General features: G+C 66.2%; 19 protein-coding genes. 5 read left to right on the forward strand and 14 right to left on the reverse strand.

What is annotated here, in order from left to right:
* Positions 1 to 2 precede the first annotated feature (2 nt).
* Positions 3 to 2099, reverse strand: a complete 2097-nt coding sequence (locus tag IB268_RS16650; protein ID WP_054450791.1) for an ATP-dependent DNA helicase — start codon at positions 2097 to 2099, stop codon at positions 3 to 5.
* Positions 2100 to 2304: 205 nt separating this feature from the next.
* Here IB268_RS16650 and tex point away from each other — a divergent pair, with 205 nt between their 5' ends.
* Positions 2305 to 4680 (forward strand): RNA-binding transcriptional accessory protein Tex, encoded by a 2376-nt coding sequence (tex, locus tag IB268_RS16655; RefSeq protein ID WP_054450789.1) that lies wholly within the window; start codon positions 2305 to 2307, stop codon positions 4678 to 4680.
* Between the two features lie 278 nt (positions 4681 to 4958).
* Complete coding sequence (locus tag IB268_RS16660) at positions 4959 to 5465, forward strand: hypothetical protein (RefSeq protein WP_192354540.1); 507 nt, start codon at positions 4959 to 4961, stop codon at positions 5463 to 5465.
* A gap of 34 nt (positions 5466 to 5499) precedes the next feature.
* On the opposite strand, the gene IB268_RS16665 is transcribed toward IB268_RS16660, so the two are convergent.
* From IB268_RS16665 to IB268_RS16725, 13 genes are all read right to left on the reverse strand, one after another.
* Positions 5500 to 6852, reverse strand: a complete 1353-nt coding sequence (locus IB268_RS16665; RefSeq protein ID WP_054450785.1) for a tryptophan--tRNA ligase — start codon at positions 6850 to 6852, stop codon at positions 5500 to 5502.
* A 56-nt stretch (positions 6853 to 6908) separates the two neighbouring features.
* A complete protein-coding gene (locus IB268_RS16670; protein WP_054450784.1) occupies positions 6909 to 7232 on the reverse strand; it encodes a DUF3325 domain-containing protein in 324 nt (107 codons plus the stop codon).
* A complete protein-coding gene (locus tag IB268_RS16675) occupies positions 7229 to 8857 on the reverse strand; it encodes a PepSY domain-containing protein (protein WP_192354541.1) in 1629 nt (542 codons plus the stop codon). The genes IB268_RS16670 and IB268_RS16675 overlap by 4 nt, the downstream gene beginning before the upstream one ends.
* Positions 8854 to 9135, reverse strand: coding sequence for a DUF3649 domain-containing protein (locus IB268_RS16680; protein WP_054450781.1), 282 nt, complete (start codon positions 9133 to 9135; stop codon positions 8854 to 8856). The genes IB268_RS16675 and IB268_RS16680 overlap by 4 nt, the downstream gene beginning before the upstream one ends.
* A 23-nt stretch (positions 9136 to 9158) precedes the next feature.
* A complete protein-coding gene (locus IB268_RS16685; RefSeq protein ID WP_119450933.1) occupies positions 9159 to 9791 on the reverse strand; it encodes a DUF4198 domain-containing protein in 633 nt (210 codons plus the stop codon).
* Between the two features lie 104 nt (positions 9792 to 9895).
* Positions 9896 to 12349, reverse strand: a complete 2454-nt coding sequence (locus tag IB268_RS16690) for a TonB-dependent siderophore receptor (protein WP_370540028.1) — start codon at positions 12347 to 12349, stop codon at positions 9896 to 9898.
* Between the two features lie 139 nt (positions 12350 to 12488).
* Complete coding sequence (locus tag IB268_RS16695) at positions 12489 to 13448, reverse strand: FecR domain-containing protein (protein ID WP_175181946.1); 960 nt, start codon at positions 13446 to 13448, stop codon at positions 12489 to 12491.
* Positions 13441 to 13974, reverse strand: coding sequence for a sigma-70 family RNA polymerase sigma factor (locus IB268_RS16700; RefSeq protein WP_192354543.1), 534 nt, complete (start codon positions 13972 to 13974; stop codon positions 13441 to 13443). The genes IB268_RS16695 and IB268_RS16700 overlap by 8 nt, the downstream gene beginning before the upstream one ends.
* A gap of 110 nt (positions 13975 to 14084) precedes the next feature.
* Positions 14085 to 15176, reverse strand: coding sequence for a cell division protein ZapE (gene zapE / locus IB268_RS16705; RefSeq protein ID WP_054450771.1), 1092 nt, complete (start codon positions 15174 to 15176; stop codon positions 14085 to 14087).
* Positions 15177 to 15252: 76 nt separating this feature from the next.
* Positions 15253 to 16680 carry a dihydrolipoyl dehydrogenase gene (gene lpdA, locus IB268_RS16710; protein WP_119450936.1) on the reverse strand — a complete coding sequence of 476 codons (1428 nt, stop codon included), beginning with the start codon at positions 16678 to 16680 and terminating at the stop codon, positions 15253 to 15255.
* A gap of 117 nt (positions 16681 to 16797) precedes the next feature.
* Positions 16798 to 18027 carry a 2-oxoglutarate dehydrogenase complex dihydrolipoyllysine-residue succinyltransferase gene (odhB, locus tag IB268_RS16715; protein ID WP_054450766.1) on the reverse strand — a complete coding sequence of 410 codons (1230 nt, stop codon included), beginning with the start codon at positions 18025 to 18027 and terminating at the stop codon, positions 16798 to 16800.
* 101 nt (positions 18028 to 18128) lie between these two features.
* Positions 18129 to 20996, reverse strand: a complete 2868-nt coding sequence (locus tag IB268_RS16720; RefSeq protein WP_054450764.1) for a 2-oxoglutarate dehydrogenase E1 component — start codon at positions 20994 to 20996, stop codon at positions 18129 to 18131.
* 328 nt (positions 20997 to 21324) lie between these two features.
* Positions 21325 to 21795: an Lrp/AsnC family transcriptional regulator gene (locus IB268_RS16725; protein WP_192354544.1), complete on the reverse strand. Its 471-nt coding sequence runs from the start codon at positions 21793 to 21795 to the stop codon at positions 21325 to 21327.
* Between the two features lie 181 nt (positions 21796 to 21976).
* Here IB268_RS16725 and IB268_RS16730 point away from each other — a divergent pair, with 181 nt between their 5' ends.
* The 3 genes from IB268_RS16730 (at position 21977) to uraD (ending at position 26016) form a co-directional block, all read left to right on the forward strand.
* Entirely contained in the window at positions 21977 to 22993 is a 1017-nt protein-coding gene (locus tag IB268_RS16730; RefSeq protein WP_054450759.1) for a 1-aminocyclopropane-1-carboxylate deaminase, read from the forward strand.
* A gap of 303 nt (positions 22994 to 23296) precedes the next feature.
* A complete protein-coding gene (puuE, locus tag IB268_RS16735; protein ID WP_175163661.1) occupies positions 23297 to 24241 on the forward strand; it encodes an allantoinase PuuE in 945 nt (314 codons plus the stop codon).
* Positions 24242 to 24252: 11 nt separating this feature from the next.
* A complete protein-coding gene (uraD, locus tag IB268_RS16740) occupies positions 24253 to 26016 on the forward strand; it encodes a 2-oxo-4-hydroxy-4-carboxy-5-ureidoimidazoline decarboxylase (protein ID WP_192354545.1) in 1764 nt (587 codons plus the stop codon).
* Positions 26017 to 26020 lie beyond the last annotated feature (4 nt).

The raw sequence follows: 26020 nt of genomic DNA on the forward strand, positions 1-26020 counted from the left end.
CGCTAGTCCTGCGGTTCCTGCTTGCGCCGGTAGAACGCCAGTACTTCTTCCAGTTCGCGCGTCCGCGCGAACGGCGGCAGACCGCGCCACAGGCGCTTGCCATAAGGCTTTTCGACCAGGCGCGCGTCGCCCACCATGAGCACGCCCCAGTCCGATTCCGTACGGATCAGACGGCCCGCGCCCTGCTTGAGCGAGATCGCGGCTTCGGGCAGTTGGTATTCCGCAAAGGGATTGCCGCCATGCGCACGGCAGGCGCGCAGGCGCGCCTCGATGACCGGATCGTCGGGCGGCGCGAACGGCAGCTTGTCGATCGCCACCAGGGTCAGCACGTCGCCGGGCAGGTCTATGCCTTCCCAGAAACTGGCGCTGCCCACCAGTACCGGATGCTCCAGTTTGCAGAAGCGGTCCAGCAGATCACGGCGCGTGCCCTCGCCCTGCTTGAGCAATGGCCATTCATGGCCGGCATCGTCGAAGGCGTCGGCCAGCAGGTTGGCGACCTTGTCCACCGCGCGCAGCGTCGTGCACAGCACCAGCGTGCCGCCGGGGCTGGCCTCCAGCAGCGGCAGCAGGGTCTGCACGAAGCGGTCGAGGAACTGCGGCGATTGCGGTTCGGGCATGCCGCGCGGCACGAACAGCAAGGCCTGTTCGGGATAGTCGAAGGGCGATTCCCATTTGCCCGTGCGCGCCTTCTCCAGCCCCAGCTGGCTGGTGAAGTGCGTGAACTCGCCGTTCACGGACAGCGTGGCCGAGGTCATGATCCAGGCCTGGCCCGGCTTGCGGTACTTGGAAAAAGCCTGGGCCACCGACAGCGGCGCCGAATGCAGGCGCACGTGGTGCTGCCCGTGTTCGACCCAGCGCACCGCCGGGCCGGTCCATTGTTCCGCGGCGGCCGCGCCCTCCAGGATGGCGGCAGGCGTGGGCAGTCCGTCGCCCAGCGCCGATTGCACGACGGGTTCGGACGCCTGGTCGTCGCGGCCCCAGCCTTCGTCGGAATGGTCTGCGCCCGCCCGTCCCGGCGTGGCCCAGCGCTTCAGCCGCACCGAAATCTCGGCGCCGCTGCGCGCGGCCGCCATCAGGTCCGGGTGCTTTTCGGCCACCGCGCCCAGCGCCTTGGCCGCGCCGTCCACGGCCTCGCGCAGCGCCAACAGCGCTTCGTCGAATTCCTCGGGATTGGGGATGGCCTCGAAAGTCGCCTTGCGGCCGGGCATACGGTCCAGCGGCGCACAGACCAGGCGCAGCTCGCGCGCCGCCGTTTCCACATGGCGGCTGACGTCGCTCCATTTGGCGGCTTCGCGCGCGTAGGCCAGGCCGGCCGCTTCCAGCGCGCGGCCGAAATCCAGCAACTGGTGCGTGGACACGCTGCTGCCCAGAAAGCGGGTGGCCGTGTCCGGCAACTGGTGCGCTTCGTCGAAGATCACGGTGTCCGCTTCGGGCAGCAGGTCGGTCACGCCCTCTTCGCGCAGCACCAGGTCGGCCATGAACAGGGCATGGTTCACGACCACCACGTCGGCTTCCTGCGCCTGGCGGCGCGCCTTCACCACGAAGCAGTCGCGGATGCGCGGGCATTCCTGGCCCAGGCAGTTCTCGCGCGTGGAGGTCACGCGCTGCCAGATGTCGGCGTCTTCCGGTACCTGCGCCAGGTCGCCGCGGTCGCCCGTCTTGGAAATGCCCGCGAACACCTGGATCTGGCGCAACTGCTGGATTTCGGTGCGCGACTTCAGCGCGCGCTCGTCGCCCTGCAGGCGATCCAGGTGGTAATGACAGACGTAGTTGCCGCGGCCCTTGAGCAGCGCGGCCGTCACCGGCGCGGCCAACGCCGCGCGCACGCGCGGCAGGTCACGGGCGAAAAGCTGGTCCTGCAGGGTGCGCGTACCCGTGGAAATCAGCACCTTGCCGCCCTGGATGAAGGCGGGTACAAGATAGGCCCAGGTTTTGCCGATGCCGGTGCCTGCCTCCGCCACCAAGGTGGCGCGGTCCTGGATGGCCTGCCCTATGGCCTGCGAGAGTTCGACCTGTGAAGGCCGGGGCTTGTAGCCGGGCAAAGCCGTGGCCAAAGGCCCGTCGGCGTCGAAGAATTCGGAGATATCCAGGTCCAGCATAGCGAGTCAACGGTGAACCGGTGCCGGTTGCGGTTCGGGCGCCAGACACTTGGGTGGGAAAGGACCAAATGATACCCGCTGCCGGGCCGCGGATTGGCCGCCAGGCCGTCGCGAGGGGGACATATCCGTCCACCCTGGCACGTTTTGTAACAGCGGCTTATGGCACAATCCGCCCCTTGTTTTTCCTTTTTGTCGTCGTATCGAGATGTCTGAAACTTCCGCTATCACGTACGTCGCCGCCGGCGTCGACAACGCCCGCATCGTCGCGCAGCTCGCCACCGAGCTGGGCACGCGCGCCTCCCAGATCGCTTCGGCGGTGGAACTCCTGGACGATGGCGCCACCGTGCCCTTCATCGCCCGCTATCGCAAGGAAGCCACGGGCGGCCTGGACGATACCGTGCTGCGCAATCTCGAAGTGCGCCTGGGCTATCTGCGCGAACTCGAAGAGCGCCGCGGCTCCATTCTTGAATCCATCTCGCAACAGGGCAAGCTCACGCAAGCGCTGCAGCAGGAAATCGCCACGGCCGACACCAAGCAGCGCCTGGAAGACTTGTACGCGCCGTACAAGCCAAAGCGCCGCACCCGCGCCCAGATCGCCCGCGAAGCGGGCCTGGAGCCGCTGGCCGACGGCATCCTCGCCGATCCCGCCTGCGACCCCGCCGCGCTCGCCGCGCAATACCTGAATCCCGAAGCGTCCATCAACGACGCCAAGGCCGCGCTCGACGGCGCGCGCGACATCCTGGCCGAGCGCTACGCGGAAAACGCGGATCTGCTGGCCGACATGCGCGAGCACCTGTGGTCCACCGGCCTGATCCATTCCAAGGTGGTCGACGGCAAGGAAACCGAGGGCGCCAATTTCCGCGACTGGTTCGACTTCAACGAACCGCTGCGCACCCTGCCCTCGCACCGTATCCTGGCGCTGCTGCGCGGCCGCCAGCAAGGCGTGCTGGAACTGCGCCTGGGCCTGGAAGCCGAACTGGAAGCGCAGACGCCGCATCCCTGCGTGGCCCGCATCGCCGGCTTCCTCAAGCTGGGCAACGGCCTGTTCGCGCTGGACGCCACGCCGCGCGCGCGCTGGCTGGGCGAAGTCTGCCGCTGGACCTGGCGCGTGAAGCTGCTGACGGCGTTCGAAAGCGAGCTGATCGGCCGCCTGCGCGAAAGCGGCGAAGCCGAAGCCATCCGGGTGTTCGCCGCCAACCTTAAGGACCTGCTGCTGGCCGCGCCCGCCGGCCCCAAGGCCGTGCTGGGCCTGGACCCCGGCATCCGCACCGGTTGCAAGGTCGCCGTGATCGACCAGACCGGCAAGGTCGTGGACACCACCACCGTCTACCCGTTCGAACCGCGCCGCGACCGCGACGGCACCATCAACACGCTGGCCGCCCTGGTGGCGCGCCACAAGGTCGACCTGATCGCCATCGGCAACGGCACCGCCTCGCGCGAAAGCGAGAAGCTGGTGGGCGACATGATGGAACGCTTCCCGGACCTGAAGGTCACCCGCGTGGTGGTCTCCGAGGCCGGCGCTTCCGTCTATTCGGCGTCTGAAACCGCGGCCCAGGAATTCCCCGACCTGGACGTGACGTTGCGCGGCGCGGTGTCCATCGCCCGCCGCCTGCAGGATCCGCTGGCCGAACTGGTCAAGATCGATCCCAAGGCCATCGGCGTGGGCCAGTACCAGCACGACGTCAACCAGCGCGAGCTGGCGCGTTCGCTGGACGCCGTGGTCGAGGATTGCGTGAACGCCGTGGGCGTGGACGTGAACACCGCGTCGGCCGCCCTGCTGGCCCGCGTGTCCGGCCTGAATTCGCTGCTGGCCAAGAACATCGTCGCCTGGCGCGACGAGAACGGCGCCTTCCCGACCCGCGAGATCCTGCGCAAGGTGCCGCGCTTTGGCGACAAGGCATTCGAACAAGCCGCGGGCTTCCTGCGCATTCCCAACGGCGACAACCCGCTGGACGCCTCGTCGGTTCACCCCGAAGCCTATCCGGTGGTCGAACGCATCGTCGCCAAGATCAAGGCCGAGGTGAAGCAGATCATCGGCCAGCGCGAAGCGCTCAAGGGCGTGTCGCCGTCCGACTTCACCGACGAGCGCTTCGGCCTGCCGACGGTGCGCGACATCTTCGCCGAACTGGAAAAGCCCGGCCGCGATCCGCGTCCGGAGTTCAAGACGGCGCAGTTCAAGGAAGGCGTCGAAACCCTGAACGACCTGTACCCGGGCATGGTGCTGGAAGGCGTTGTGACCAACGTGGCGAACTTCGGCGCGTTCGTGGACATCGGCGTGCACCAGGACGGCCTGGTCCACATCTCGGCCCTTGCCGAAAAGTTCGTGAAGGATCCGCGCGACGTCGTGCGGGTGGGCCAGACGGTCAGCGTGAAGGTGCTGGAAGTGGACGTGGCGCGCAAGCGCGTCGCGTTGACCATGCGCCTGAACGACACCGCAGCTCCCGCCCGCCGCAGCGGCGACGCCCCCAAGGGCGGCGACCGCAACCGCCGTCCGCAGGGCGACGGCAGCCGCGGCGGCGCCGGGGCCGGCGCCGGCATGAACAGCGCCATGGCGGACGCGTTCGCCAAGCTCAAGCGTTGAGCGAGACCCGCCCCACGGAAAACCGGCGCCTGATGCGCCGGTTTTTTTTACCTAGGGCTTACCCGTAAAGAGGCGGGTTACTTGTCTTCTCTCAAGCCAAACCTATCAAAAATGATAGAAAATATCTAATTGTGTCCAAATAATAAAACCCGGCGGCGCCAGGCCGCAAGGCGGCACAAGCCCCCCGCGAGCAGGCGAGCCAAGGCGCATAGCGCCTGCCGGGGAGCAGCACAAGAACAACAGCGCCCTGCCCCGAACGACCGGAGATCCGCCCAGCCATGTCCCATACCATCACGCTTGCCGCCAATGAAACGGCAACCCTCACCGCCAAGGAAGCCAACGCCAGCGGCGTCTACAGCGAAATCACCCTGGGCCAGTATTCGCACCTGCTTGTCGATGGCGCCGTAGTCAGTTTCAAGCACATCACGCTGGAGCGGCTGGGCAGCCGCATCATCGAATTGAGCAATGGGGCGCAGTTGCACGTCGGCGCACTGGGATTCGCCAGCATGGGCGCCAGCATCACCTACCGTATCGGCGCGGGTTGCGCGCTGACTTTCGATGCCAGCCAATGGGATCCGGAAGTGGTCGCCAACACCACCTTCGATTTTGCCAGCCAGGGCAGCGGCACGCTCAAGTACTTCCCGTTCATCAACCCCGAATGGCTGGACTGCCCGAATGTCACGGGCTACACGGAAGGCGACATGCTGGAAATCGCCGGACAGGGCAGCGCCCAGCGCTTCCAGGTGCGCGACGGGCGCATCGTAGCCAGCGCCCGCGCGGCCTGAACCGCCGGGCCGGCTGCGCGCCGGCCCCTTGGGTTTATTCCTGCGACAAAGACGACAGCGCGGCGCGCGCGCGTTCCAGCAAGGCGCCGGATTCGTCTTGCGCGCCAGCCGGCGCGGTGGCCACGGCCACGCCGTCGATCATCGCGGCATAGCCTTGCCCGTCGGCCTTCAGCACCGCATCGGCCGGTTCCGCTTGCAGACGGCGCATCAACGCGCCGGCTTCCTTCGGATCGGCGAAACGCTGCGACAACAGCAGTTCCTCGCCATCCGCTGCCAGCAGGCGGAAACGGAAGCTGCCGTCCTCGTCGCGGAAGCTGACGAAGCGCGCGCCCTTGCCCTTTTCCTTCTTGGGCTGCGCGGCCTTGGCGCCCGAGCCGGCTTCCAGGTTGCGCAGGCCCACGGCCTGGCGCAGTTCCTGCATGAAAGGCGTGGCCAGCTTGCGCGCCTTGGCGGCGCCGGCCTGCAGGATGTCTTCGATGCGGCCGGGGTTGGCCATCAGGTCGAAATACTTCTCGCGCATGGGCGCCAGCAGGTTTTCCAGGTGGTCGTACAGCGCCTGCTTGGCTTCGCCCCAGCCCATGCCTTCTTCGAGCTGCTTGCGCAGCGCGGCAGCCTGTTCGTGCGTGGCGAAGGCGCGGTAGATGGTGTACAGGTGCGAGTTCTCGGCGTCCTTGGGTTCGCCCGGCGCGCGCGAATCGGTCACGATGCGCATCACCGCCGCGCGCAGCGCGCTGGCGCCGCCCTCGAACAGCGGAATGGTGTTGTTGTAGCTCTTGGACATCTTGCGGCCGTCCAGGCCCGGCAAGGTCGCCACGTCTTCTTCGATCACCACTTCCGGCAGCGTGAAATAGTCGCGGCCGTACAGGTGGTTGAAGCGCTGGGCGATGTCGCGCGCCATTTCCAGATGCTGGATCTGGTCACGGCCCACCGGCACCTTGTTGGCGTTGAACATGACGATGTCAGCGGCCATCAGCACCGGGTACGAGAACAGGCCCATGGTCACGCCATCGTCCGGTTCCAGACCCTTTTCCGTGTTCTGGTCCACCGACGCCTTATAGGCGTGCGCCCGGTTCATCAGGCCCTTGGCCGTGACGCAGTTCAACAGCCAGGTCAGCTCGGGGATCTCGGGGATGTCCGACTGGCGGTAGAAGGTCACGCGCTCGTGGTCCAGGCCCACCGCCAGCCAGGTCGCGGCGATTTCAAGGCGCGAGCGCGCCACGCGGGCAGGGTCGTCGCACTTGATGAGGGCGTGGTAATCCGCCATGAAGAAGAATGCGTCCACGCCGGGCTGCGCGCTGGCCTGAACGGCGGGACGGATCGCGCCCGCGTAGTTGCCGAGGTGGGGAGTTCCAGAGGTGGTGATGCCGGTGAGGACGCGGGTATTCATGAGGCGAAGAGGCGTTTGCTGGGGGAAACGCCCAGTGTAACTTGCCGGGCGCGCGGCTACAGGACGGCCAACACTGGCGCCGCCAGCGCGCACAGCCCGCCCGCGGTCAGCGCGGCGCGCGGCCGGAACGTCAGGAACCAGATCAGCAGCAGCCCGGCGATGCTCAGAATGCCGATCCATTCCACCGTGCCGTAGCTCCAGCCCCAGACCGCCGCCGAGGCGCACAAGGACAAAGCCAGCGCCCCCCAGCCGAACAGGCGCAAAGGCAACCTGTGACGCCGCGGCAGCGCGCGGTCGAACAGGTCTTCGTAGTGGCGGTCCATGCCCAGGCACAGGGCGGAAAAGCCCGCGTAGGCCAGGCAGAAGGCAGCTAGCGTCATGGCGTATCACCTCTAGGTTCGTAGGCGGGCTGGGACGGCTTGGATGCGGCGCGGCCCTTGGCGGGCGCTTTGGCGCCCGCTTTGCTGGCGCGGGCCGCCTTGCGCGCCATCCAGGCCAGCAGCAGCGCCCCGGCCAGGCAGGTCAGGTCAAAACCAGCCATGACCCAATCGCCCGCAGGCAGCGACACCCCGAGATGGCGCGAGGTCGTCAGGGCGTTGACCACCGGCACCAGCGCCAGGGAGGCCGCGGCCGCGGCCAACAGGTCGCGCCACTTGCTGCGCTGGAACAGGAAGGCGTAGACCAGCGACAAGCCCCAGACGGCGAAGAAGGCGCGCGACTCCCAGAACTGCCTGCCCGCCAGGTCGATCGGCAGGAGGCGGTTGGCCCAAAAAAAGGCGGCGATCGAGATGAACAGGCCAGCGACCGTGCCGGCGTTGAGCGCGTCGACCAGGCGCAACGAAAACGCTTCGCGCGCCCCCGGACGCGCCTTCTGCCGCCGCTTGGCGATCCACAGGACCAGGCCCGTGCCCACCATCGCCGTGCCCGCCATGCTGACCAGGAAATAGAGCCAGCGCAAAAACGGTTCGGCAAACAATCCCAGGTGCAGGCCGACGATGACGCCCGCCGTACGCGCCGTGGCGCCGAGCTCGTCCTCGCCTTCCTGGAATGCGCCCGTGACGCCGTCAAAACGCATGTAGGGCGCCAGCTTGCCGAACGACACGCCATCCGCGGCGTCGCGCACCAGGGTCACGGTCGCGCCGGCATCGCCGGGATGATTGACGGTGATGCGCCCCACCCGGCCGCCTTGCCAGTGCTGCTGCGCCTGCTCCACCAGCGGCGCCAGCGCGGTCAGCGGCGCGGGCTCGTTGCGCGCGGGAGTGATCCTGAAGGACTTGAAGACCTCGTCAGAATACTGCCTGGGGCTCTCGTAGACGGCCAGTATGCCGGCCGGCATCAGCATGGCCATGAACAGCACCAGCCCGCTGAACGTGATCATCAGGTGGAACGGCAGCCCCAGCACGGACAAGGCGTTGTGGCCGTCCATCCAGGCGCGCTGCCCGCCTTTCCCGGGCCGGAACGTGAAGAAGTCGGTGAATATCTTCTTGTGGGTGATGATGCCGCTGATGATGGCCACCAGCATGAACATGCCGGCGATGCTGGCCAGCCAGCGCCCCCAGGGAAACGCGGTTTCCAGTTCGAAATGGAAGCGGTAGAAGAAGTCGCCGCCACGCGTCTCGCGCGCGGCCAGGGCCTGGCCGGTGGCGGGGTCCAGCTTCACGCGCACGAAACCGCGTTCGCCCGGCTTGGGCTTGGGCACTTGGTAGAGCAGTTGGATGAGCGGTTCGCGGTCGGACGGCGGCGTGATGAACCAGCGCGTGGCGTCGGGCGCATGTTCCGCCAGGTAGTTCTGTGCAGCAGTCACGGACTGCGCCGCAGGCGCGGGCCGCGTCTGGATCTCGGGCTGCATCCAGGCCGTGATCTCGGGGCGGAAGAACGCCAGCGTGCCGGTCAGGAACATCGCGAACAGCACCCAGCCGAAGATCAGTCCCGACCAGGTGTGCAGCCAGGACATGGATTGGCGCAGGCCTTCCTCGCCCGGCGCCTTTTCCACTTTCGCCTTCATGCCGCCCCCATCGCGCGGCCGATCGCGAACAGCCCGCCCAGGAGCGCGGCGGGCGCCAGCACGCCGGCCCAGGCGCGCCAGGCATTGCGCGTGGCAAAAACCCAGATCACGCCGCAGGCGTAGAACACAAAGGACAGCATCTGCGCCGTGACCACGGCGTCCGGCCGCCGCATGGGCAGCCAGATCGCCAGGCAGGCGGCTGCCGCCGACGCCAGAACATAGCCGCCCAGGATGGCGGCCGCCGCCCTGGAAAAGACGGCCAGACGGTAGCGCATCATGCCTGCGCCGGCAGCGGGAGCTTTCACTGGGACACGTTGAAGGTAGTAGTGGAAACGTAGCGGATCTTGGCGTATGCCTTGCCGTCGGCCTCGCCCGCCTTGTCTTCGACGTGGGCGGCTTCGAGCACGTACTGGCCGGGCCACGGGGTGGTGATTTCGATGCGGCCGTTCTCATCGCTGTGGAAGCGCTTCTCCCACTTGGGCGGGCCGAATACGGTGACTTCCGTCTTCGCCAGCGGCTTGCCCTTGAACTGCAGCACGAAAGCGTTGGTCCCGGCCGCGACCGGCACGAGTTCCAGGTCCAGCTTGCCCTCGGTGTCCGCGCGGCCGGCCTTGGCGCCGTACTGCACCAGGGTGTCCTTGAACTGGTAGGCCTGGCGCAAGCGCACGTCGCCCTTGCCCGCCGCCGCGAATTCGAGGAAGTCGGCGCCTTCGCCCGAGGCCTTCAGCGGCTTGCCATCGGCGCCCGTAACGACGGGCGCGACCATGATCTTGCCGAGCAGGCCGTCACGCTTTTCGCGCACGTCATCCGCCCATTCCCCGAAATACGCCTTGGCCGGTCCCTCGGCGCTGCGTTCCAACCAAACGAAATGCGCCTGCGCGGCGCCCGCCGTGCCCAACAGGGCAATGGCGGCCAAGGTTCTTGCGAATGTCATTATTGATTTCCTTTAGAGGACCGGATCGGACCAGCCCCGCGGCCCAAGCCCGATTCGGAGGGTTTTAAATTATAACCATTCTCACTTCGAACTAGCAGCAAGACTTACCAGCGATAGCGCAGGCTGGCCTTGATGGAGCGCTGGTAGCCGTACCAGCACCAGGAATCGCCCGAGCACGACGCGATGTATTCCTTGTCGAACAGGTTCTGCACGTTCAGCGCCACCTGCATGCCCTTGAGCGACGGCGACGCGCGGCCCAGGTCGTAGTCCAGCATCAGGTCGAACAGCGTGACCGACGGCACCTTCAGGGTGTTGGTCTCGTTGGCATACGAGGAACCGATGTAGCGCACGCCGCCACCCACTCCCACGCCCGCCAGCGGACCGTCCTGCAACTGGTAGCGGGCCCAGGCGGACGCCTGTTGCGAAGGCACGCCCACCGGCGTCTTGCCCTTCAGGTTCATGCCCGCGGCGTTGGGATAGCCCTTGGAGTACTCGTTATCCATCAAGGAGTAAGCAGCCACCAGCGTCAGGCCGCGCAGGGGCTCGGTCTTGGCTTCGAGCTCGATGCCCTGCGTGCGCAGCTCGCCCGCCTGGATCGAGCAGCGTCCGCCCGCCGTGCCGCAGATGTGGGTCGGATCCGGATCGGTGGTGGTCATGTTCTCGCGGCGGATGTCGAACGCCGCAAACGACAGCAGCGTGGCGCTGCCCGGCGGCTGGTACTTGATGCCGACCTCGTACTGGTTGCCTTCGATCGGCTTGAACGGCTTGTTCTGCCAGCCCGTGCCGGACTGCGGCTCGAACGATTCCGAATAGCTGAAGTACGGCGCCACGCCGTTGTCGAAGTTGTAGATCGCACCCAGGCGGCCCGTGAACTTCTCCGCATTCAGCGAGGACGGCGCGACCCGTCCGGTGGCGATCGTGGTGGTCTCGCCCACGGTGCGCGACCAGTCGTAGCGGCCACCCAGCAACACCGAGAGGCGATCGATCTTGATCTGGTCCTGGAAGTACAGGCCGGTCTGGTACTGCTTGTTGGTCGCATCCGTCGAGAACGCCGGCGTCGGGATGTTCTGATGATTGTTCGGGTTCAGCACATCCAGCGCGGGCGCGGTGCCAAAGCCGGACAGCGTGTCGGTCTTGACGTGCTGATAGTCAAAGCCCAGCAGCGTGGTGTGGGCGAAGGGGCCGGTGTTGAAGCGCGCCTGCACATTGTTGTCCAGCACCAGCGCGCCCACATCCACATCAGTCGCGATCGACGCGCGCTGCTGGTAGCGGTAGGTCTTGTCGGTATAGCCGTAGTTATTGGTCATCGCGCCGTAGATGCTGCGGTACTGCGCTTCCGCGCGCGTCCAGCGCAGGCTTTGCGATGCCTTGATGTTGTCATTGAAGCGGTGCTCCAGCACATAGCCCAGCGAATAGCTCTTGCGGTCGCTCTTTTCGAAATTGGCGTCGCCGTCGTAGTAATCGGCCGGCAGGCGGATGCCGTCGGGCGCGGAAAGCAGCGTGCGCATGGCCGGCACGCTGCCATAGGAACCCATGTCGGGATCGCGCTGGAAGTTGGTCAGCACCGTCAGCGTCGTGTCGCTGCTGGGCTTCCAGGTAAAGGCCGGCGACACGAAGTAGCGGCGTTCCTTGGTGTCCTTGACCTGGCCGTCTGACATGTAGCCCGAGCCGACCAGGCGGTACAGGAACTTGCCGTCTTCATCGACCGGACCGCCGAAATCGAAGTTGGCGCGACGGTAGTCATAGTTGCCGACCTGCACCTCGACCTCGCGCAGCGTCTCTTCCAGCGGGCGCTTGCTGACCTGGTTGACCACGCCGCCCGGGCCGCCCTGCCCGTACATGACGGAGGCCGGTCCCTTCAGCACGTCCACGCGCTCCAGGCGATAGGTGTCCACCTGCGGCAAGGCGTCGCGCCCGCCGAATACTCGCAAGCCGTCCAGGTAGGACGAAGCCTGAAAGCCGCGCACGCTGAACTGGTCCAGGCGCGTGGCGGTGGCGCCGCGCGATTCGGTGGCCACGCCCGCGGTGTAGCGCAGCACCTGGTTCAGTGTCTGCGCGCCCTGCTCCGTGATCTGCTCGCGCGTGACGACCGATACCGACTGCGGCGTTTCGATCAGCGGCGTGTCGGTCTTGGTGGCGCTGGCGCTCACCGTAGCCACGTAGCCCACCGTCGTGATTGCGCTGTCGGACATGCCCGACACGGTCACCGGCGCCAGCGTGGGCGTGTCGCCCGCGGGCGCGGCAACCTGCAGCAGCGTCCAGGTATTGCCCGACTGCGCACGCGCCTGCAAACCGCTGCCCGACAGGATGCGGGCGAATCCCGCGCCCACCGAGTAGGCGCCGTCCAACCCGTCCGAGCGGCGTCCCCGCACCAGCGCCGGGTCGAACGACAGGACCACGCCAGCGCTGCGCGCGAACTGCGTCAGGGCATCGGCCAAGGAGCCGGCAGCGATCTGGTAGCTGCGCGGCGCGTTCGCGGTAGCGGGCGCCGGCTGCGCCCAGGCCTGCGGCATGCCGGCGGCAAGCCCGCCCGCGCACATGGCGGCCAGCAGGGCCATGCGGCCGGCAGACAAGGGGGCGCGCAAGCGCGAGTGAGATGAAGCGGACACAAAACTCTCCCTGTACGGTGGTATCTATCCCTGCCTTCCGTACGGGATCGGAAAACCTGCAAGCCGCAGGCAAAAAAATTTGTAACGCTCAGGCCTCGCGCGGACCGACCTGCAGCCAATACTGCGTATGCCGCGTCACGCGGATGGGCAAGGCGGGCTCCAGTGCCTTGAGCGCACGCTCGGCGTCGTCCAGCGGGAATACGCCCGACAGCCGCAGACCGGCCACCGCCGGATCCACCCGGATCATGCCCAGGCGCTGGCGAGCCAGGTATTGCGCGAAGTAGTCCAGGCGCCAGTCCTTGGCCACCACCAGCCCGTCGGTCCAGGCCAGCCGGTCGGGATCGGAGGCAAGACGGCCGACTTCGCCATGCTCGGAGAATTCCAGGCGCTCCCCGGCTTCCGCATGCGTAGCCACGCCGCCGCGCAGTAGCGTCACGCTGCCTTCGTACACGCCCAAGCGCGCGCCTGCGGCGGTGCGCCGCAGGTCAAAGCGCGCCCGTTCGGCGCGCAGTTCGCCATGCCCGGTATCCACGCGCAGAGCCGCTATAGCGGGCCGCATTTCGGTCCGCACCAGCACTTCGCCGCGCAACAGGTCCAGGCCGCGGGCATCGTCCTGCAAGTGCAGGCGCACCGCGCTGTCGCTGTTCAAGGTGATGTGCAATCCATCAGCCACCGCAACGGCCAGCCGTTCGCCTGTGCCGGTGCTGAGGTCCGCCGCCAGTCGCTGCCACGGCGTATGCCGGTAGCCCGCCCAACCGGTAAAAGCCGTGCCGCCAACAGCCAGCAATCCGCGCAATACCGTGCGACGGCCGGCCGATCGGGGCGAGGACGATGCAGAACGCGTCAGCGCGTCATGCGCCAACGCCGCCGGCACGCGCCGCGCATCCTGACTGATGCGCTGCAAGCGATCCCACGCGCAGCGATGCGCGGGATCCTGCGCCAGCCATGCCTCGCAGGACTGCCGCTCTGCCGCACCGGCCAGGCCGGATTGCAGCCGCACCCACCAGGCGATCGCCTGGTCGGCGACGGGGTCCGCGGCGCTAGTCATCAAAGGCCGCGTAGCACGCGGTCATGGCGCGCACCATGTATTGCTGCACCGAACTCAAGGAGACTTCAAGCCGCTGGGCGATCTCGGGATAGGTCAGCCCGTCGAGCTGCGACAGCAGGAACGCGGAACGCGCCTTGGGCGGCAAGCCGTCCAGCAGGCGGTCCAACCGCGCCAGCGATTGCAGTTGCTCGGTCTGCTCTTCGGGGGACGGCGCATAAGCCTCGGGTATGGCGGCCAGGTAGGCGAGATAGGCCCGTTCCAATGCCGCATGCCGCTGGTGGTCCACCACCAGGCCCTTGGCAATGGTGGTCAGCAGTCCGCGGGCTTCGCCGGCGCGCACCGCCTTGCGGCGCTGGATCACGCGCAGAAACACGTCTTGCGCCAGGTCTTCGGCCCGGTGCTCGCAGCCAAGCCTGCGGCGCAGCCAGCCGAACAGCCAGGGGCGGTGATCGCGGTACAGGCCATCGACGGGCGCGGCGGAAGGGTCGGTGCGCGCGGCCGATGCGGACAAGAGGGTGGAAGACACGTTGGAAACTGCGGTGCTGGACCAGAAGTCTCCAAATCTTAATTGATAATGACTTGTATTACCAATTTCAACCGCGATCTGCCCGGAAAATTCGGACAGATGCGGCGCGACTACAACGACACGGTGTGGCGGCGTTCCGATTCCAGGTACTCGCGCGACTGCATTTCCAGGATGCGCGAGACCGTGCGGTGGAATTCATTGGCCAGCGCGCCTTCCGTGTAGATCTCCTCGGGTTCGCACTCGGCGGACATGATGAGCTTGACGCGGTGGTCATAGAACACGTCGATCAGCCAGGTGAAGCGGCGCGCCTCCGAAGCCTGGCGCGGTCCCATGCGCGGCACGCCCGACAGGATCACCGCATGGAAGCGGTTGGCCAACTCCAGATAATCGTTCTGCGAACGCGGCCCGCCGCAAAGCGTGGCGAAATCGAACCACACCACCGATCCGCCCAGCGCCAGCGCGCGGATCTCGCGGTGCTCGATATGCAGCACCGGATCCTGGGGCGGCGTGTCGGCCAGGCTGTCGAATGCTTCCTGCAATGCTTTCTGGGCGCGCTCGTCCAGCGGCGTGTGATAGCACTGCACCTGTTCCAGCGAGCGGCGGCGGTAGTCCACGCCGGCGTCCACGTTCATGATGTCCATGCGCGCCTGGATCAGCTGGATCGCGGGCAGGATGCGGTCGCGGTGCAGGCCGTCCGGATACAGGGTCGAGGGCTCGTAGTTGGACGTCATCACGAAGGACGTGCCGTACTCGAACAGCTTGAACAGCAGCCGGTGCAGGATCATCGCGTCGGCCACGTCGGATACGTGGAACTCGTCGAAGCAGATCAGGCGGTAGCGTTTGGCCACGCGCCTGGCCACTTCGTCCAGCGGATCCTGCATGCCCTTCACTTCTTCGAGTTCGCGGTGCACGCCGCGCATGAATTCGTGGAAGTGCAGGCGCGTCTTGCGCACCACGGGCACGGTGGCGTAGAAGGCGTCCATCAGGAAGCTCTTGCCCCGCCCCACTCCGCCCCACAGGTACACGCCGCGCGGCACGTCGGGGCGGTTCAGCAGCTTCTTCAGCGCGTTCGAGCGCATTGACTTGAACTTGACCCATTCGTCGAAATAGCGCTGCAGCCGGTCGATCGCCTTTTTCTGGGCTTCGTCGGGCTTGTAGCCGCGTTCGGCCAGGGCGTGTTCGTAGTATTCGCGGACGTTCATGTGGGAGCAGGAAAAGCAGAATGAAAAAAGGGCGGATCCGTGAACCCGCCCCCGTCTTGCATCGGCTATGCGCGTATCAGAAGTTCAATGCGCGCTTGTCCACGGCCAATGCGGCTTCCTTCACGGCTTCCGACAGCGTCGGGTGCGCGTGGCAGATGCGGGCGATGTCTTCGGCTGCGCCACGGAATTCCATGATGGTCACGGCTTCCGAGATCAGTTCCGAGGCCATCGGGCCCACGATGTGCACGCCCAGGACCTCGTCGGTCTTGGCATCGGCGATCACCTTGGCAAAGCCGGTGGTGTCGCCCAGCGCGCGGGCGCGGCCGTTGGCCAGGAAGGGGAAGCTGCCAGCCTTGTACTCGCGGCCTTCGGCCTTGAGCTGCTGCTCGGTCTTGCCGACCCAGGCGATTTCCGGCGAGGTGTAGATAACCCACGGCACGGTGTCGAAGTTGACGTGGCCGTGCTGGCCGGCGATGCGCTCGGCAACCGCCACGCCTTCTTCCTCGGCCTTGTGCGCCAGCATCGGGCCGCGCACCACGTCGCCGACTGCCCAGACGTTCGGCAGGTTGGTCTTGCAGTCGCCGTCCACGGCGATGAAGCCGCGCTCGTCCAGCTTCAGGCCCACGGCGTCGGCGTTCAGGCCGCCGGTGTAAGGCACGCGGCCGATCGAGACGATCAGCTTGTCGACCACCAGCTTCTGCTCGGCGCCCTTGGCGTCGACGTAGGGCACGGTGACGGACTTGGCGGTCGCCTTGATCTCGCCGATCTTGACGCCCATCTGGATGTTCAGGCCTTGCTTGGTGAAGGCCTTCAGGGCTTCCTTGGCCACCTGGCCGTCAGCGGCTGCCAGGAATTCCGGCATGGCTTCCAGGATGGTGACTTCGGAACCCAGGCGGCGCCACACGCTGCCCATTTCCAGGCCGATCACGCCGGCGCCGATCACGCCCAGCGTCTTCGGCACGGCGCCGATGTTCAGCGCGCCGTCGTTGGACAGCACGACCTTTTCGTCGAACGGCAGGCCGGGCAGCTCGCGCGCCGACGAACCGGTGGCGACCACCACGTGCTTGGCAACCAGGTCTTCCTCGGCGGTGCCGGTGACCTTGATGGCCCAGCCGCCTTCAACCTGGCCGGCGAACGCGCCCTTGCCATGGAAGAACGTGACCTTGTTCTTCTTGAACAGGTACAGGATGCCGTCGTTGTTCTGCTTGACCACCGTGTTCTTGCGGCCGATCAGCGTGTCGAGCTTCAGGCTGACGCCCTTGACTTCGATGCCGTGCTCGGCGAAGTGGTGATTGGCTTGTTCGTAGTGCTCGGACGATTGCAGCAGCGCCTTGGACGGGATGCAGCCGACGTTGGTGCAGGTGCCGCCGGGAGCCGGGCCGCCTTGGCCGTTCTGCCAGGCGTCGATGCAAGCCACCGACATGCCGAGCTGCGCGGCGCGGATGGCGGCGATGTAGCCGCCGGGGCCCGCGCCAATGACGACGACGTCAAATTGTTTGGACATAGTGTTCTCGCGATGAGGTATTGAGTGGAGCACGCCCCGCCCTGCGGGCCGGCAATAAGCCGGCCAGGGCGCCGCAAGACCCAGGGGTCGGGTGGGCGCCGGGCCGGGGCGTCGAGATTACAGGTCCAGCAACAGGCGCTGCGGATCTTCCAGGGCGTCCTTCATGGCGACCAGGCCCAGCACGGCTTCGCGGCCGTCGATGATGCGGTGGTCGTAGGACAGCGCCAGGTAGTTCATCGGGCGGATGACGATCTGGCCGTTTTCAACCACGGCGCGATCCTTGGTGGCGTGCACGCCCAGGATGGCCGATTGCGGCGGGTTGATGATCGGGGTCGACAGCATCGAGCCGAACACGCCGCCGTTGGAGATCGAGAACGTGCCGCCGGTCATTTCTTCAATGCCCAGCTTGCCGTCAGCGGCGCGGCGGCCGAAGTCGGCGATGGTCTTTTCGATGTCGGCGATCGACAGCTGGTCGGCGTTGCGCAGGATCGGCACAACCAGGCCGCGCGGGCTGCCGACAGCGATACCGATGTCGAAGTAGCCGTGGTAGATGATGTCCTTGCCGTCGATCGAGGCGTTGATCAGCGGGAACTTCTTCAGCGCGGCAACGGCGGCCTTGACGAAGAACGACATGAAGCCCAGCTTGATGCCGTGCTCTTTCTCGAACTTGTCCTTGTACTTGTTGCGCAGGTCGATGACGGCCTGCATGTTCACTTCGTTGAACGTGGTCAGGATCGCGTTTTCCTGTTGCGATTGCAGCAGGCGCTCGGCGATGCGGGCGCGCAGGCGGCTCATCGGCACGCGCTGTTCCGGACGGCCGTCCAGCGACAGCGTCGGGGGCGCGACCGGAGCGGCGGCCTTGGCCGGAGCGGCCTTGGCGGGCGCGCTGGCGGCCAGGGCATCGCCCTTGGTCACGCGGCCGTCGCGGCCGGAGCCAGCCACGGAAGCGGCGTCAACGCCCTTCTCGGCCAGGATCTTGGCAGCGGCGGGCGAAGCCACGCCGGCGGCAGCCGACGAAGCGGGAGCGGCGGCCGGAGCGGCAGCGGCTTGCTCGGCGGCCTTGGGCGCTTCGGCGGCGGGCGCGGCGGCGGCAACGGCGGCCTTGCCGGCGGTGTCGATGCGAGCCAGCACTTCGCCGGAGGTGACGGTGCTGCCGTCGCCCTTGACGATTTCAGCCAGCACGCCCGAAGCGGGAGCCGGCACTTCCAGCACGACCTTGTCGGTTTCGACTTCGATCAGGATTTCGTCCGCTTCAACGGCAGCGCCCGGCTGCTTCTTCCAGGTCAGCAGCGTCGCTTCGGAGACGGATTCGGAGAGTTGGGGGACGACGACGTCGGTAATAGCCATTTTGTTTGTTCCGTAAAGTTTGTGTTCTGGTCGCGCTGCGCGGCAAGCTTCGAATCGGAATTCCAGAAACCTGCGCGCGCGGCGCGTGCATCAAGCGAGTGTTACTTCGTCAACATGACCTTGAACTTGGGCGCGAAAGCCGTTTCGATCAGGGCCTTCTGCTGCTCCTGGTGCTTGGCCAGGTAGCCCACGGCCGGCGATGCCGACGCGGCGCGGCCGGCGTAACCCAGCTTCTGGCCTTCGACCATGTTCTCGTACACGTGATGCTGAACGTAGAACCAGGCGCCCTGGTTCTGCGGTTCGTCCTGAACCCAGATCACTTCGGTTGCCTTCGGGTACTTGCGCAGTTCCGTTTCGAACGACTTGTGCGCGAACGGATACAGCTGTTCGACGCGGACGATCGCAACGTTGTCGGCGCCACGCTCGCGGCGGGCATTGACCAGATCGTAGTAGACCTTGCCCGAGCAAGCCAGCACGCGCTTGACCTTGCTGGCGTCGATGGCCTCGTCGACCTCGCCGATGACCGGGCGGAAGCTGCCGCCGGCCAGGTCGGTCAGGGGCGAACCGGCGTCCTTGTTGCGCAGCAGCGACTTGGGCGTGAACAGCACCAGCGGCTTGCGGAACGGACGGATCATCTGACGGCGCAGCACGTGGAAGATCTGCGACGCGGAGGTCGGCTGGACCACTTGCATGTTGTTGTCGGCGCACAGCTGCAGGAAGCGCTCGATGCGGCCCGACGAGTGCTCGGGACCCTGGCCTTCGTAGCCGTGCGGCAGCATCAGGGTCAGGCCCGACTGGCGGCCCCACTTGGCTTCGCCGGAGCTGATGAACTGGTCGATCACGACCTGGGCGCCGTTGACGAAGTCGCCGAACTGGCCTTCCCAGATGGTCAGCGTGTTGGGCTCGGCGCTGGAGTAACCGTATTCAAAGCCCAGCACAGCCTCTTCGGACAGCACGGAGTCGATGACGGTGAACGGAGCCTGGCCTTCCGAGACGTTCTGCAGCGGAATGTAGGTGCCGTCGTTCCAGCGTTCGCGGTTCTGGTCGTGCAGCACGGCATGGCGGTGCGTGAACGTGCCGCGGCCCGAGTCCTGGCCGGTGATGCGGATGGCGTAGCCCGAGGACACCAGGGTCGCGAAGGCGAGGTGTTCGCCCATGCCCCAGTCCAGGTTCATTTCGCCCTTGGCCATGGTGCGGCGGTCGTTCAGCAGCTTGGCGACCAGCGGGTGCACCGTGAAGCCTTCCGGCACGCTGGTGATGCGTTCGCCGATGCGCTTGAGTTCGGCCAGCGGCACGGCGGTGTCGGCCTGGTCGGTCCACTTGGCGCCCAGGAACGGCGACCAGTCGATGGCGTACTTGCTCTTGTAGTCGGTCAGCACCGGTTCGATGGTGCGCTGGCCGTCTTCCATCAGCTGGCGGTAATCCTTGACGAGCTGATCGGCTTCGCCGTCGGCCAGCACGCCTTGCGTGGTCAGCTTGTCGGCGTACAGCTTGCGCGTGCCGGGGTGATGGCCGATGCGCTTGTACATCAGGGGCTGCGTCAGCGACGGGGTGTCTTGCTCGTTGTGGCCCAGCTTGCGGAAGCAGACGATGTCCACGACCACGTCGTGGCGGAACTGCAGACGGTAGTCCAGCGCCAGCTTGGTCACGAACACGACGGCTTCGGGATCGTCGCCGTTGACGTGGAACACCGGCGCTTCGATCATCTTGACCACGTCGGTGCAATACAGCGTCGAGCGCGAGTCGCGGGGGTCGGACGTGGTGAAGCCGATCTGGTTGTTGATGACGATGTGCAGCGTGCCGCCCGTGCCGTAGCCGCGGGTCTGGGCCAGGTTCAGGGTTTCCATGACCACGCCCTGGCCGGCGAAGGCCGCGTCGCCGTGCACCAGCACCGGCAGCACTTGCTTGCCTTCGGCGTCGCCGCGGCGTTCCTGGCGGGCGCGCGCGCTGCCTTCGACCACGGGGTTGACGATTTCCAGGTGGGACGGGTTGAACGCAAGCGACAGGTGGACCGGGCCGCCACGGGTGGACAGGTCGCTGGAGAAGCCGTTGTGGTACTTCACGTCGCCGTCGGTCAGGCCTTCGGCGTGCTTGCCTTCGAACTCGGCGAACAGGTCGCCGGGCATCTTGCCCATGATGTTCACGAGCAGGTTCAGGCGGCCGCGGTGGGCCATGCCGACCACGATTTCCTGGACGCCATTTTCACCGGCGTGGTTCACCACTTCGTCCATCGAGGCGATGAAGCTTTCGCCGCCTTCCAGCGAGAAGCGCTTCTGGCCGACGTACTTGGTGTGCAGGAAGCGCTCGAGGCCTTCGGACTCGGTCAGCTGCTGCAGGATGTGGCGCTTTTCTTCGGCCGAGTAGGCGGGCGCGCCCAGGGTGGCTTCCAGGCGTTCCTGGATCCAGCGCTTGGCGGCGGGGTCGGAGATGTGCGTGAATTCGGCACCGATGCTGCGGCAGTACGTGTCGCGCAGCGCCTTCAGGATGTCGCGCAGCGTCATCGTGCTGGCGGTCGTGAAGTAGGTGTTGGTGGCCGAGTAGGTCTGGTCCAGATCGGCTTCGGTCAGGCCGTAGAAGGCCGGATCGAGTTCGGGGATCGGGGGACGTTCCTGGCGCTTGAGCGGATCCAGGTCGGCCCAGCGCGAACCCAGGGAGCGGTAGGCCGCGATCAGCGACTGCACCGAAACCTGCTTGCTGGCCACGGTCAGGTCGGGTTCGGCCGCGCGTTGCACGAAGGCATTGGCCTTGGCGCGCTGGGCGAACGATTCGACGATGGGAGCGTGGGCCTGGTCGCGGGTGGATTCCTGGCCGTCGGTAGCGGGAGCGTGTTGCAGCTGGTCGAAGTATTCGCGCCAGTTGTCAGGTACCGAACCGGGATTGTCGAGGTAGGCTTCGTAAAGCTCCTCAACATAAGGGGCGTTACCCCCAAAGAGATAAGACGTGGATAGAGATTCTATTTCCGAAGACATATCGCTTCACCTTTACGAGTGCTTCACTCGACACGATGCAGGAAAACCTTCCGCGACACGGGCTTCCCGTTAGGCGGATAGCAGGGGCAGAAGGCGCGTACAAGCCTTAAAAGCCGTATGGGATAAGAGTATAGCCCTTTGAGTTTAAGGACGTCTTCTTGCGTTTGCGTGACGCAAAAGCGCATTCGGAATGCCGTCATGCAGCATTGGAATGTCCAGGCAACCCCTTCCATTGCGCCGTCTACTCACATTCAATTTCCGGTAACCCAAAATGCCGCGCCGCATCATTTTCACTGGCAGAAATTGCAGTGTTGCGCATTAGCCTCGTTCATACGGGCAATTCGGTGGTCGACAGGATCTCTTTCAGGACGAAAAAGGTGCGGATCTGGCGTACGCCGGGCAGCTTGATGATCTCGCCCGCATGCAGCTTGTTGAAGCGTTCCAGATCACGGATGCGCAGCATCAGGAAGTAGTCGAACTCGCCGGCCACCAGGTGGCATTCCAGGCAGCCGCTGATGCCGCGCGCCGCGGCTTCGAAATCGGTGAAGGATTCCGGCGTGGAGCGGTCCAGCACCACGCCCACGATGACCAGGGTGGCCATGTCCACTTCCGCCGGCTCCAGCAGGGCGACCGTCTTGCGGATGACGCCCTCGTTCTTGAGCTTTTCCACGCGGCGCAGGCAGGCGGCCGGGCTCAGGTGGACGCGCGCGCTCAGCTCCAGGTTGGTGATCTGCGCGTCCTGCTGCAGCACGCGCAGGATGTGGCGATCGATGCGGTCCAGCTCAGAATTTGCCGACATTTGATACGTCCCTGAAAATTAAATTTCGATCAAAAAGCCAATCAGGAAATATTAAATATAAATCTGGACGTTTATTTAATTATTTTCCTTTTAAATAATAAAAATACGCAATTGACGGCAAATCCTTGAAATTCCTATGATTTTTCCATCCGCGCCACCCGGCCCGGCCCAGGAGAGTCCCATGGATCTGCAACGATTTCCGCGCCATCGCCTGACCTTCGGCGACACCCCCATCGAAAAGCTCGAGCGCCTGTCCGCGCATCTGGGCGGCAAGGTCGAGATCTACGCCAAGCGCGAAGACTGCAACAGCGGCCTCGCGTTCGGCGGCAACAAGCTGCGCAAGCTGGAGTACCTGATCCCGCAGGCGCTGGAACAGGGCTGCGACACGCTGGTCACCATCGGCGGCATCCAGTCCAACCACACCCGCATGGTGGCTGCGGTGGCCGCCAAGCTGGGCCTGGCCTGCGTGCTGGTGCAGGAAAACTGGGTGGACTATTCAGACGCGGTCTACGACCGGGTCGGCAACATCATGATGAGCCGCCTGATGGGCGCCGACGTGCGTCTTGTGGACCAGGGGTTTGACATCGGCTTTCGCCGCAGCTGGGAAGAGGCGCTGGAAGACGTCCGCAAGCGCGGCGGCAAGCCCTACGCGATTCCGGCCGGCGCATCCGACCATGAACTTGGCGGCCTGGGCTACGTCGGCTTCGCCGAGGAAGTGCGGCGCCAGGAAGCCGAGCTGGGCTTCAAGTTCGACTACATCGTTGTCTGCGCCGTCACGGGCAGCACGCAGGCCGGCATGGTGGTGGGCTTTGCGGCGGATGGCCGCGCGGACCGCGTCATCGGTATCGACGCTTCGGGCACGCCCGAGCAAACCCGCGCGCAGATCCTGCGCATCGCGCGGCGCACGGCCGATATGGTCGGACTCGGGGCTGCCATCGAAGAGCGCGACGTGGTGCTGGACACCCGCTATGCCTATCCGGCCTACGGCCTGCCCTCGGCCGAGACCAACGAGGCCATCCGCCTCTGCGCCCGGCTCGAGGGCATGATGACCGACCCGGTCTACGAAGGAAAATCCATGCAGGGCATGATGGACATCATCCGCCGCGGCGAGATTCCGGCCGGTTCGCGGGTTCTGTATGCGCACCTGGGAGGGGTGCCGGCGATCAACGCCTACAGCTTTCTCTACCGCAACGGATAAGGGCGCCTACGGCGCCTTCGGCTGGCCTTGCGGCGACTTGCGCTGAAAGTCCAGCCTTGCCCCAGGGCTTGCCAGCCCTGGCCGCCAGCGCCCATGATGAGCGCAGGAAGCGCAGCCCAGCCGGCGTGTCCGCCGGCTGGGCTTTTTTCCGTGGCCGGACCTTCCCGACACATCGCCTCCGCAAAATTATGTACATAGTTTGTATACAAAACTAGGATTTCCAGCTATGGTGCTGATCATCAGGAAGTCGTCCGCCCACCCACGCCCGGCCGCCGCGCGCCGTTGCACTCCGCCCGCCTGTCCATGACCGTCTACGATTCCACGCTCCCCTACCCCCGCGACCTGGCCGGCTACGGCCGCAATCCGCCGCATGCCCGATGGCCGGGGCAGGCGCGCATCGCGGTGCAGTTCGTGCTGAATTACGAGGAAGGCGGCGAAAACAGCGTGCTGCATGGCGACGCCGGGTCCGAACAGTTCCTGTCGGAAATGTTCAACCCCGCCAGCTATCCCGAGCGCCACCTCAGCATGGAAGGCATCTACGAGTACGGCTCGCGCGCCGGCGTCTGGCGCATCCTGCGCGAATTCGAGAAGCGCGGCCTGCCGCTGACGGTGTTCGGCGTCGGCATGGCCTTGCAGCGCCACCCCGAGCTGACCGCCGCCTTCGTCGAGCTGGGACACGAAATCGCCTGCCACGGCTGGCGCTGGATCCACTATCAGCACATCGACGAGGCCACCGAGCGCGAACACATGCGCCTGGCCATGGACGCGATCACGCAATTGACCGGCAGCCGTCCGCTGGGCTGGTACACCGGACGCGACAGCCCGCGCACGCGGCGTCTGGTGGCCGACTACGGCGGCTTCGAGTACGACAGCGACTACTACGGCGACGACCTGCCCTTCTGGATGCGCGTACAGAAAACGGACGGCAGCGTCGTGCCGCAACTGATCGTGCCCTACACGCTGGACTGCAACGACATGCGCTTCGCGCTGCCGCAGGGCTATTCGCACGCAGATCCCTTCTTCCAGTACCTGAAGGACAGCTTCGACGCGCTCTACGCCGAAGGCGACGAGGCCCCCAAGATGATGAGCATCGGCATGCATTGCCGCCTGCTGGGCCGGCCCGGCCGCATCACTGCGCTGCAGCGCTTCCTGGACCACATTGCCAGCCATGACCGCGTCTGGGTCTGCCGGCGCCTGGACATCGCGCGCCACTGGAAGACGGCGCATCCCTACACCCCCAACGCCTGAACAGGACGGCCATGGCCCACACCCTAGCCCAACTCAATGCGGCAGCGCCCGCGGACGCCGCCGCCATGCTCGACGGCCTGTACGGCCGCGCGCCCTGGATCGCCGAACGCGCGCTTGGCCACCGGCCGTTCCGCTCGCTGGCCGACCTGGCGCAGCGCCTGCGCCGCGCCGTGAACGACGCGGATGCCGATGCCCGGACGGCGCTACTGCGCGCCCATCCCGAGCTGGCAGCAGGGACGCCCCAGGACGCGGATTCGGCGCGCGAACAGGACCTGGCCGGATTGGCCGCGTGTACGCCCGCCGAATCTGCCCGCCTGCAAGCGTTGAACGCCGACTACCGCGCCAGGTTCGGCTTTCCCTTCGTGCTGGCCGTGCGCGGCCCGCGCGGCGCCGGCATGACGCGCCAGCAGGTGATCGACGAGTTCACCCGACGCCTGGACAACCCGCCGGACCTGGAGTTCGATGAGGCCCAGCAGCAGTTGCACCGCATCGCCGAGATCCGCCTGCGCGATGGCTTCGGCGCCGAACCCGCCATCGGCAACGACATCTGGGACTGGGGCGAGCAACTGGCCGTCCACAGCGATCCCGGCTACGCCGAAAAAGGGCAGCTCACCGTCACCTACCTGACCGAAGCCCACCGCGCCTGCGCCGGACTGTTGTCGCAATGGATGCGCGACTGCGGCTTCGACGAGGTCGGCATCGACGCGGTCGGCAACGTGGTTGGCCGCTACCTGGCCGCCAGCCCCGACGCCCCCACGCTCATGACGGGCAGCCATTACGACACCGTGCGCAACGCCGGCAAATACGACGGCCGGCTGGGCATCTTCGTGCCGATGGCCTGCGTGCGCGAACTGCGCCGCCAGGGCAAGCGCCTGCCCTACCACCTGGAAGTCATCGGCTTCGCGGAAGAGGAAGGCCAGCGCTACCGCGCCACCTTCCTGGGCTCGGGCGCGCTGATCGGCGACTTCAAGCCGCAATGGCTGGACCAGCAGGACGTCGACGGCGTCAGCATGCGCGACGCCATGGCGCAAGCCGGCCTGCGCAGTGAAGACATTCCCAAGCTCAAGCGCGACCCTGCCCTCTATCTGGGCTTCGTCGAAGTCCACATCGAACAAGGTCCGGTGCTCTACGAAATGGGGCTGCCGCTGGCCGTGGTCACGTCGATCAATGGCTGCGTGCGCTACCAGGTGCGGATCAACGGCCTGGCCTGCCACGCCGGCACCACGCCCATGAACCGCCGCCGCGACGCCGCCACCGCCACCGCCGAACTGGCCTTGTACGTGGAGCAGCGCGCCGCCCGCGACGGCGACTCGGTGGGCACCATGGGCATGCTGGAAGTGCCCGGCGGGTCGATCAACGTGGTGCCCGGAGAGTGCCGCTTCAGCCTGGACCTGCGCGCACCCAGCGACGCGCAGCGCGATGCGCTGGCGCAGGACGTGCTGGCCGAACTGGAAGCCATCTGCCAGCGCCGCGGCCTGCGCTACACGCTGGAAGAAACCATGCGCGCCGCCGCCGCGCCCAGCGATCGCGCCTGGCAGCAGCGCTGGGAACGCGCCGTCGATGCGCTGGGACTGCCGGTCCACCGCATGCCCAGCGGCGCAGGCCACGATGCCATGAAGCTGCACGAAGTCATGCCCCAGGCCATGCTGTTCGTGCGCGGCCAGAATTCCGGCATCAGCCACAACCCGCGCGAATCCACCTCCAGCGACGACATCCAGCTTGCCGTGCTGGCGTTCCTGAACCTGCTCGACGACCTTGCCCACGACACCCAATAGCCGA

This window comes from Achromobacter sp. ACM01, from assembly GCF_014851745.1.
GTDB classification, from domain to species: domain Bacteria; phylum Pseudomonadota; class Gammaproteobacteria; order Burkholderiales; family Burkholderiaceae_B; genus Achromobacter; species Achromobacter aegrifaciens.

Bases quoted from the DNA above. Each gene is read 5' to 3' on its own strand.
- lpdA (WP_119450936.1), bottom strand. From the start codon at position 16,680: ATGTCCAAACAATTTGACGTCGTCGTCATTGGCGCGGGCCCCGGCGGC.
- IB268_RS16670 (WP_054450784.1), bottom strand. From the start codon at position 7,232: ATGACGCTAGCTGCCTTCTGCCTGGCCTACGCGGGCTTTTCCGCCCTG.
- puuE (WP_175163661.1), top strand. From the start codon at position 23,297: ATGACCGTCTACGATTCCACGCTCCCCTACCCCCGCGACCTGGCCGGC.
- IB268_RS16695 (WP_175181946.1), bottom strand. From the start codon at position 13,448: ATGACTAGCGCCGCGGACCCCGTCGCCGACCAGGCGATCGCCTGGTGG.
- tex (WP_054450789.1), top strand. From the start codon at position 2,305: ATGTCTGAAACTTCCGCTATCACGTACGTCGCCGCCGGCGTCGACAAC.
- IB268_RS16725 (WP_192354544.1), bottom strand. From the start codon at position 21,795: ATGTCGGCAAATTCTGAGCTGGACCGCATCGATCGCCACATCCTGCGC.
- IB268_RS16665 (WP_054450785.1), bottom strand. From the start codon at position 6,852: ATGAATACCCGCGTCCTCACCGGCATCACCACCTCTGGAACTCCCCAC.
- IB268_RS16675 (WP_192354541.1), bottom strand. From the start codon at position 8,857: ATGAAGGCGAAAGTGGAAAAGGCGCCGGGCGAGGAAGGCCTGCGCCAA.
- IB268_RS16730 (WP_054450759.1), top strand. From the start codon at position 21,977: ATGGATCTGCAACGATTTCCGCGCCATCGCCTGACCTTCGGCGACACC.
- IB268_RS16690 (WP_370540028.1), bottom strand. From the start codon at position 12,349: ATGGCCCTGCTGGCCGCCATGTGCGCGGGCGGGCTTGCCGCCGGCATG.
- IB268_RS16685 (WP_119450933.1), bottom strand. From the start codon at position 9,791: ATGACATTCGCAAGAACCTTGGCCGCCATTGCCCTGTTGGGCACGGCG.
- IB268_RS16660 (WP_192354540.1), top strand. From the start codon at position 4,959: ATGTCCCATACCATCACGCTTGCCGCCAATGAAACGGCAACCCTCACC.
- IB268_RS16720 (WP_054450764.1), bottom strand. From the start codon at position 20,996: ATGTCTTCGGAAATAGAATCTCTATCCACGTCTTATCTCTTTGGGGGT.
- IB268_RS16650 (WP_054450791.1), bottom strand. From the start codon at position 2,099: ATGCTGGACCTGGATATCTCCGAATTCTTCGACGCCGACGGGCCTTTG.
- odhB (WP_054450766.1), bottom strand. From the start codon at position 18,027: ATGGCTATTACCGACGTCGTCGTCCCCCAACTCTCCGAATCCGTCTCC.
- zapE (WP_054450771.1), bottom strand. From the start codon at position 15,176: ATGAACGTCCGCGAATACTACGAACACGCCCTGGCCGAACGCGGCTAC.
- IB268_RS16680 (WP_054450781.1), bottom strand. From the start codon at position 9,135: ATGATGCGCTACCGTCTGGCCGTCTTTTCCAGGGCGGCGGCCGCCATC.
- uraD (WP_192354545.1), top strand. From the start codon at position 24,253: ATGGCCCACACCCTAGCCCAACTCAATGCGGCAGCGCCCGCGGACGCC.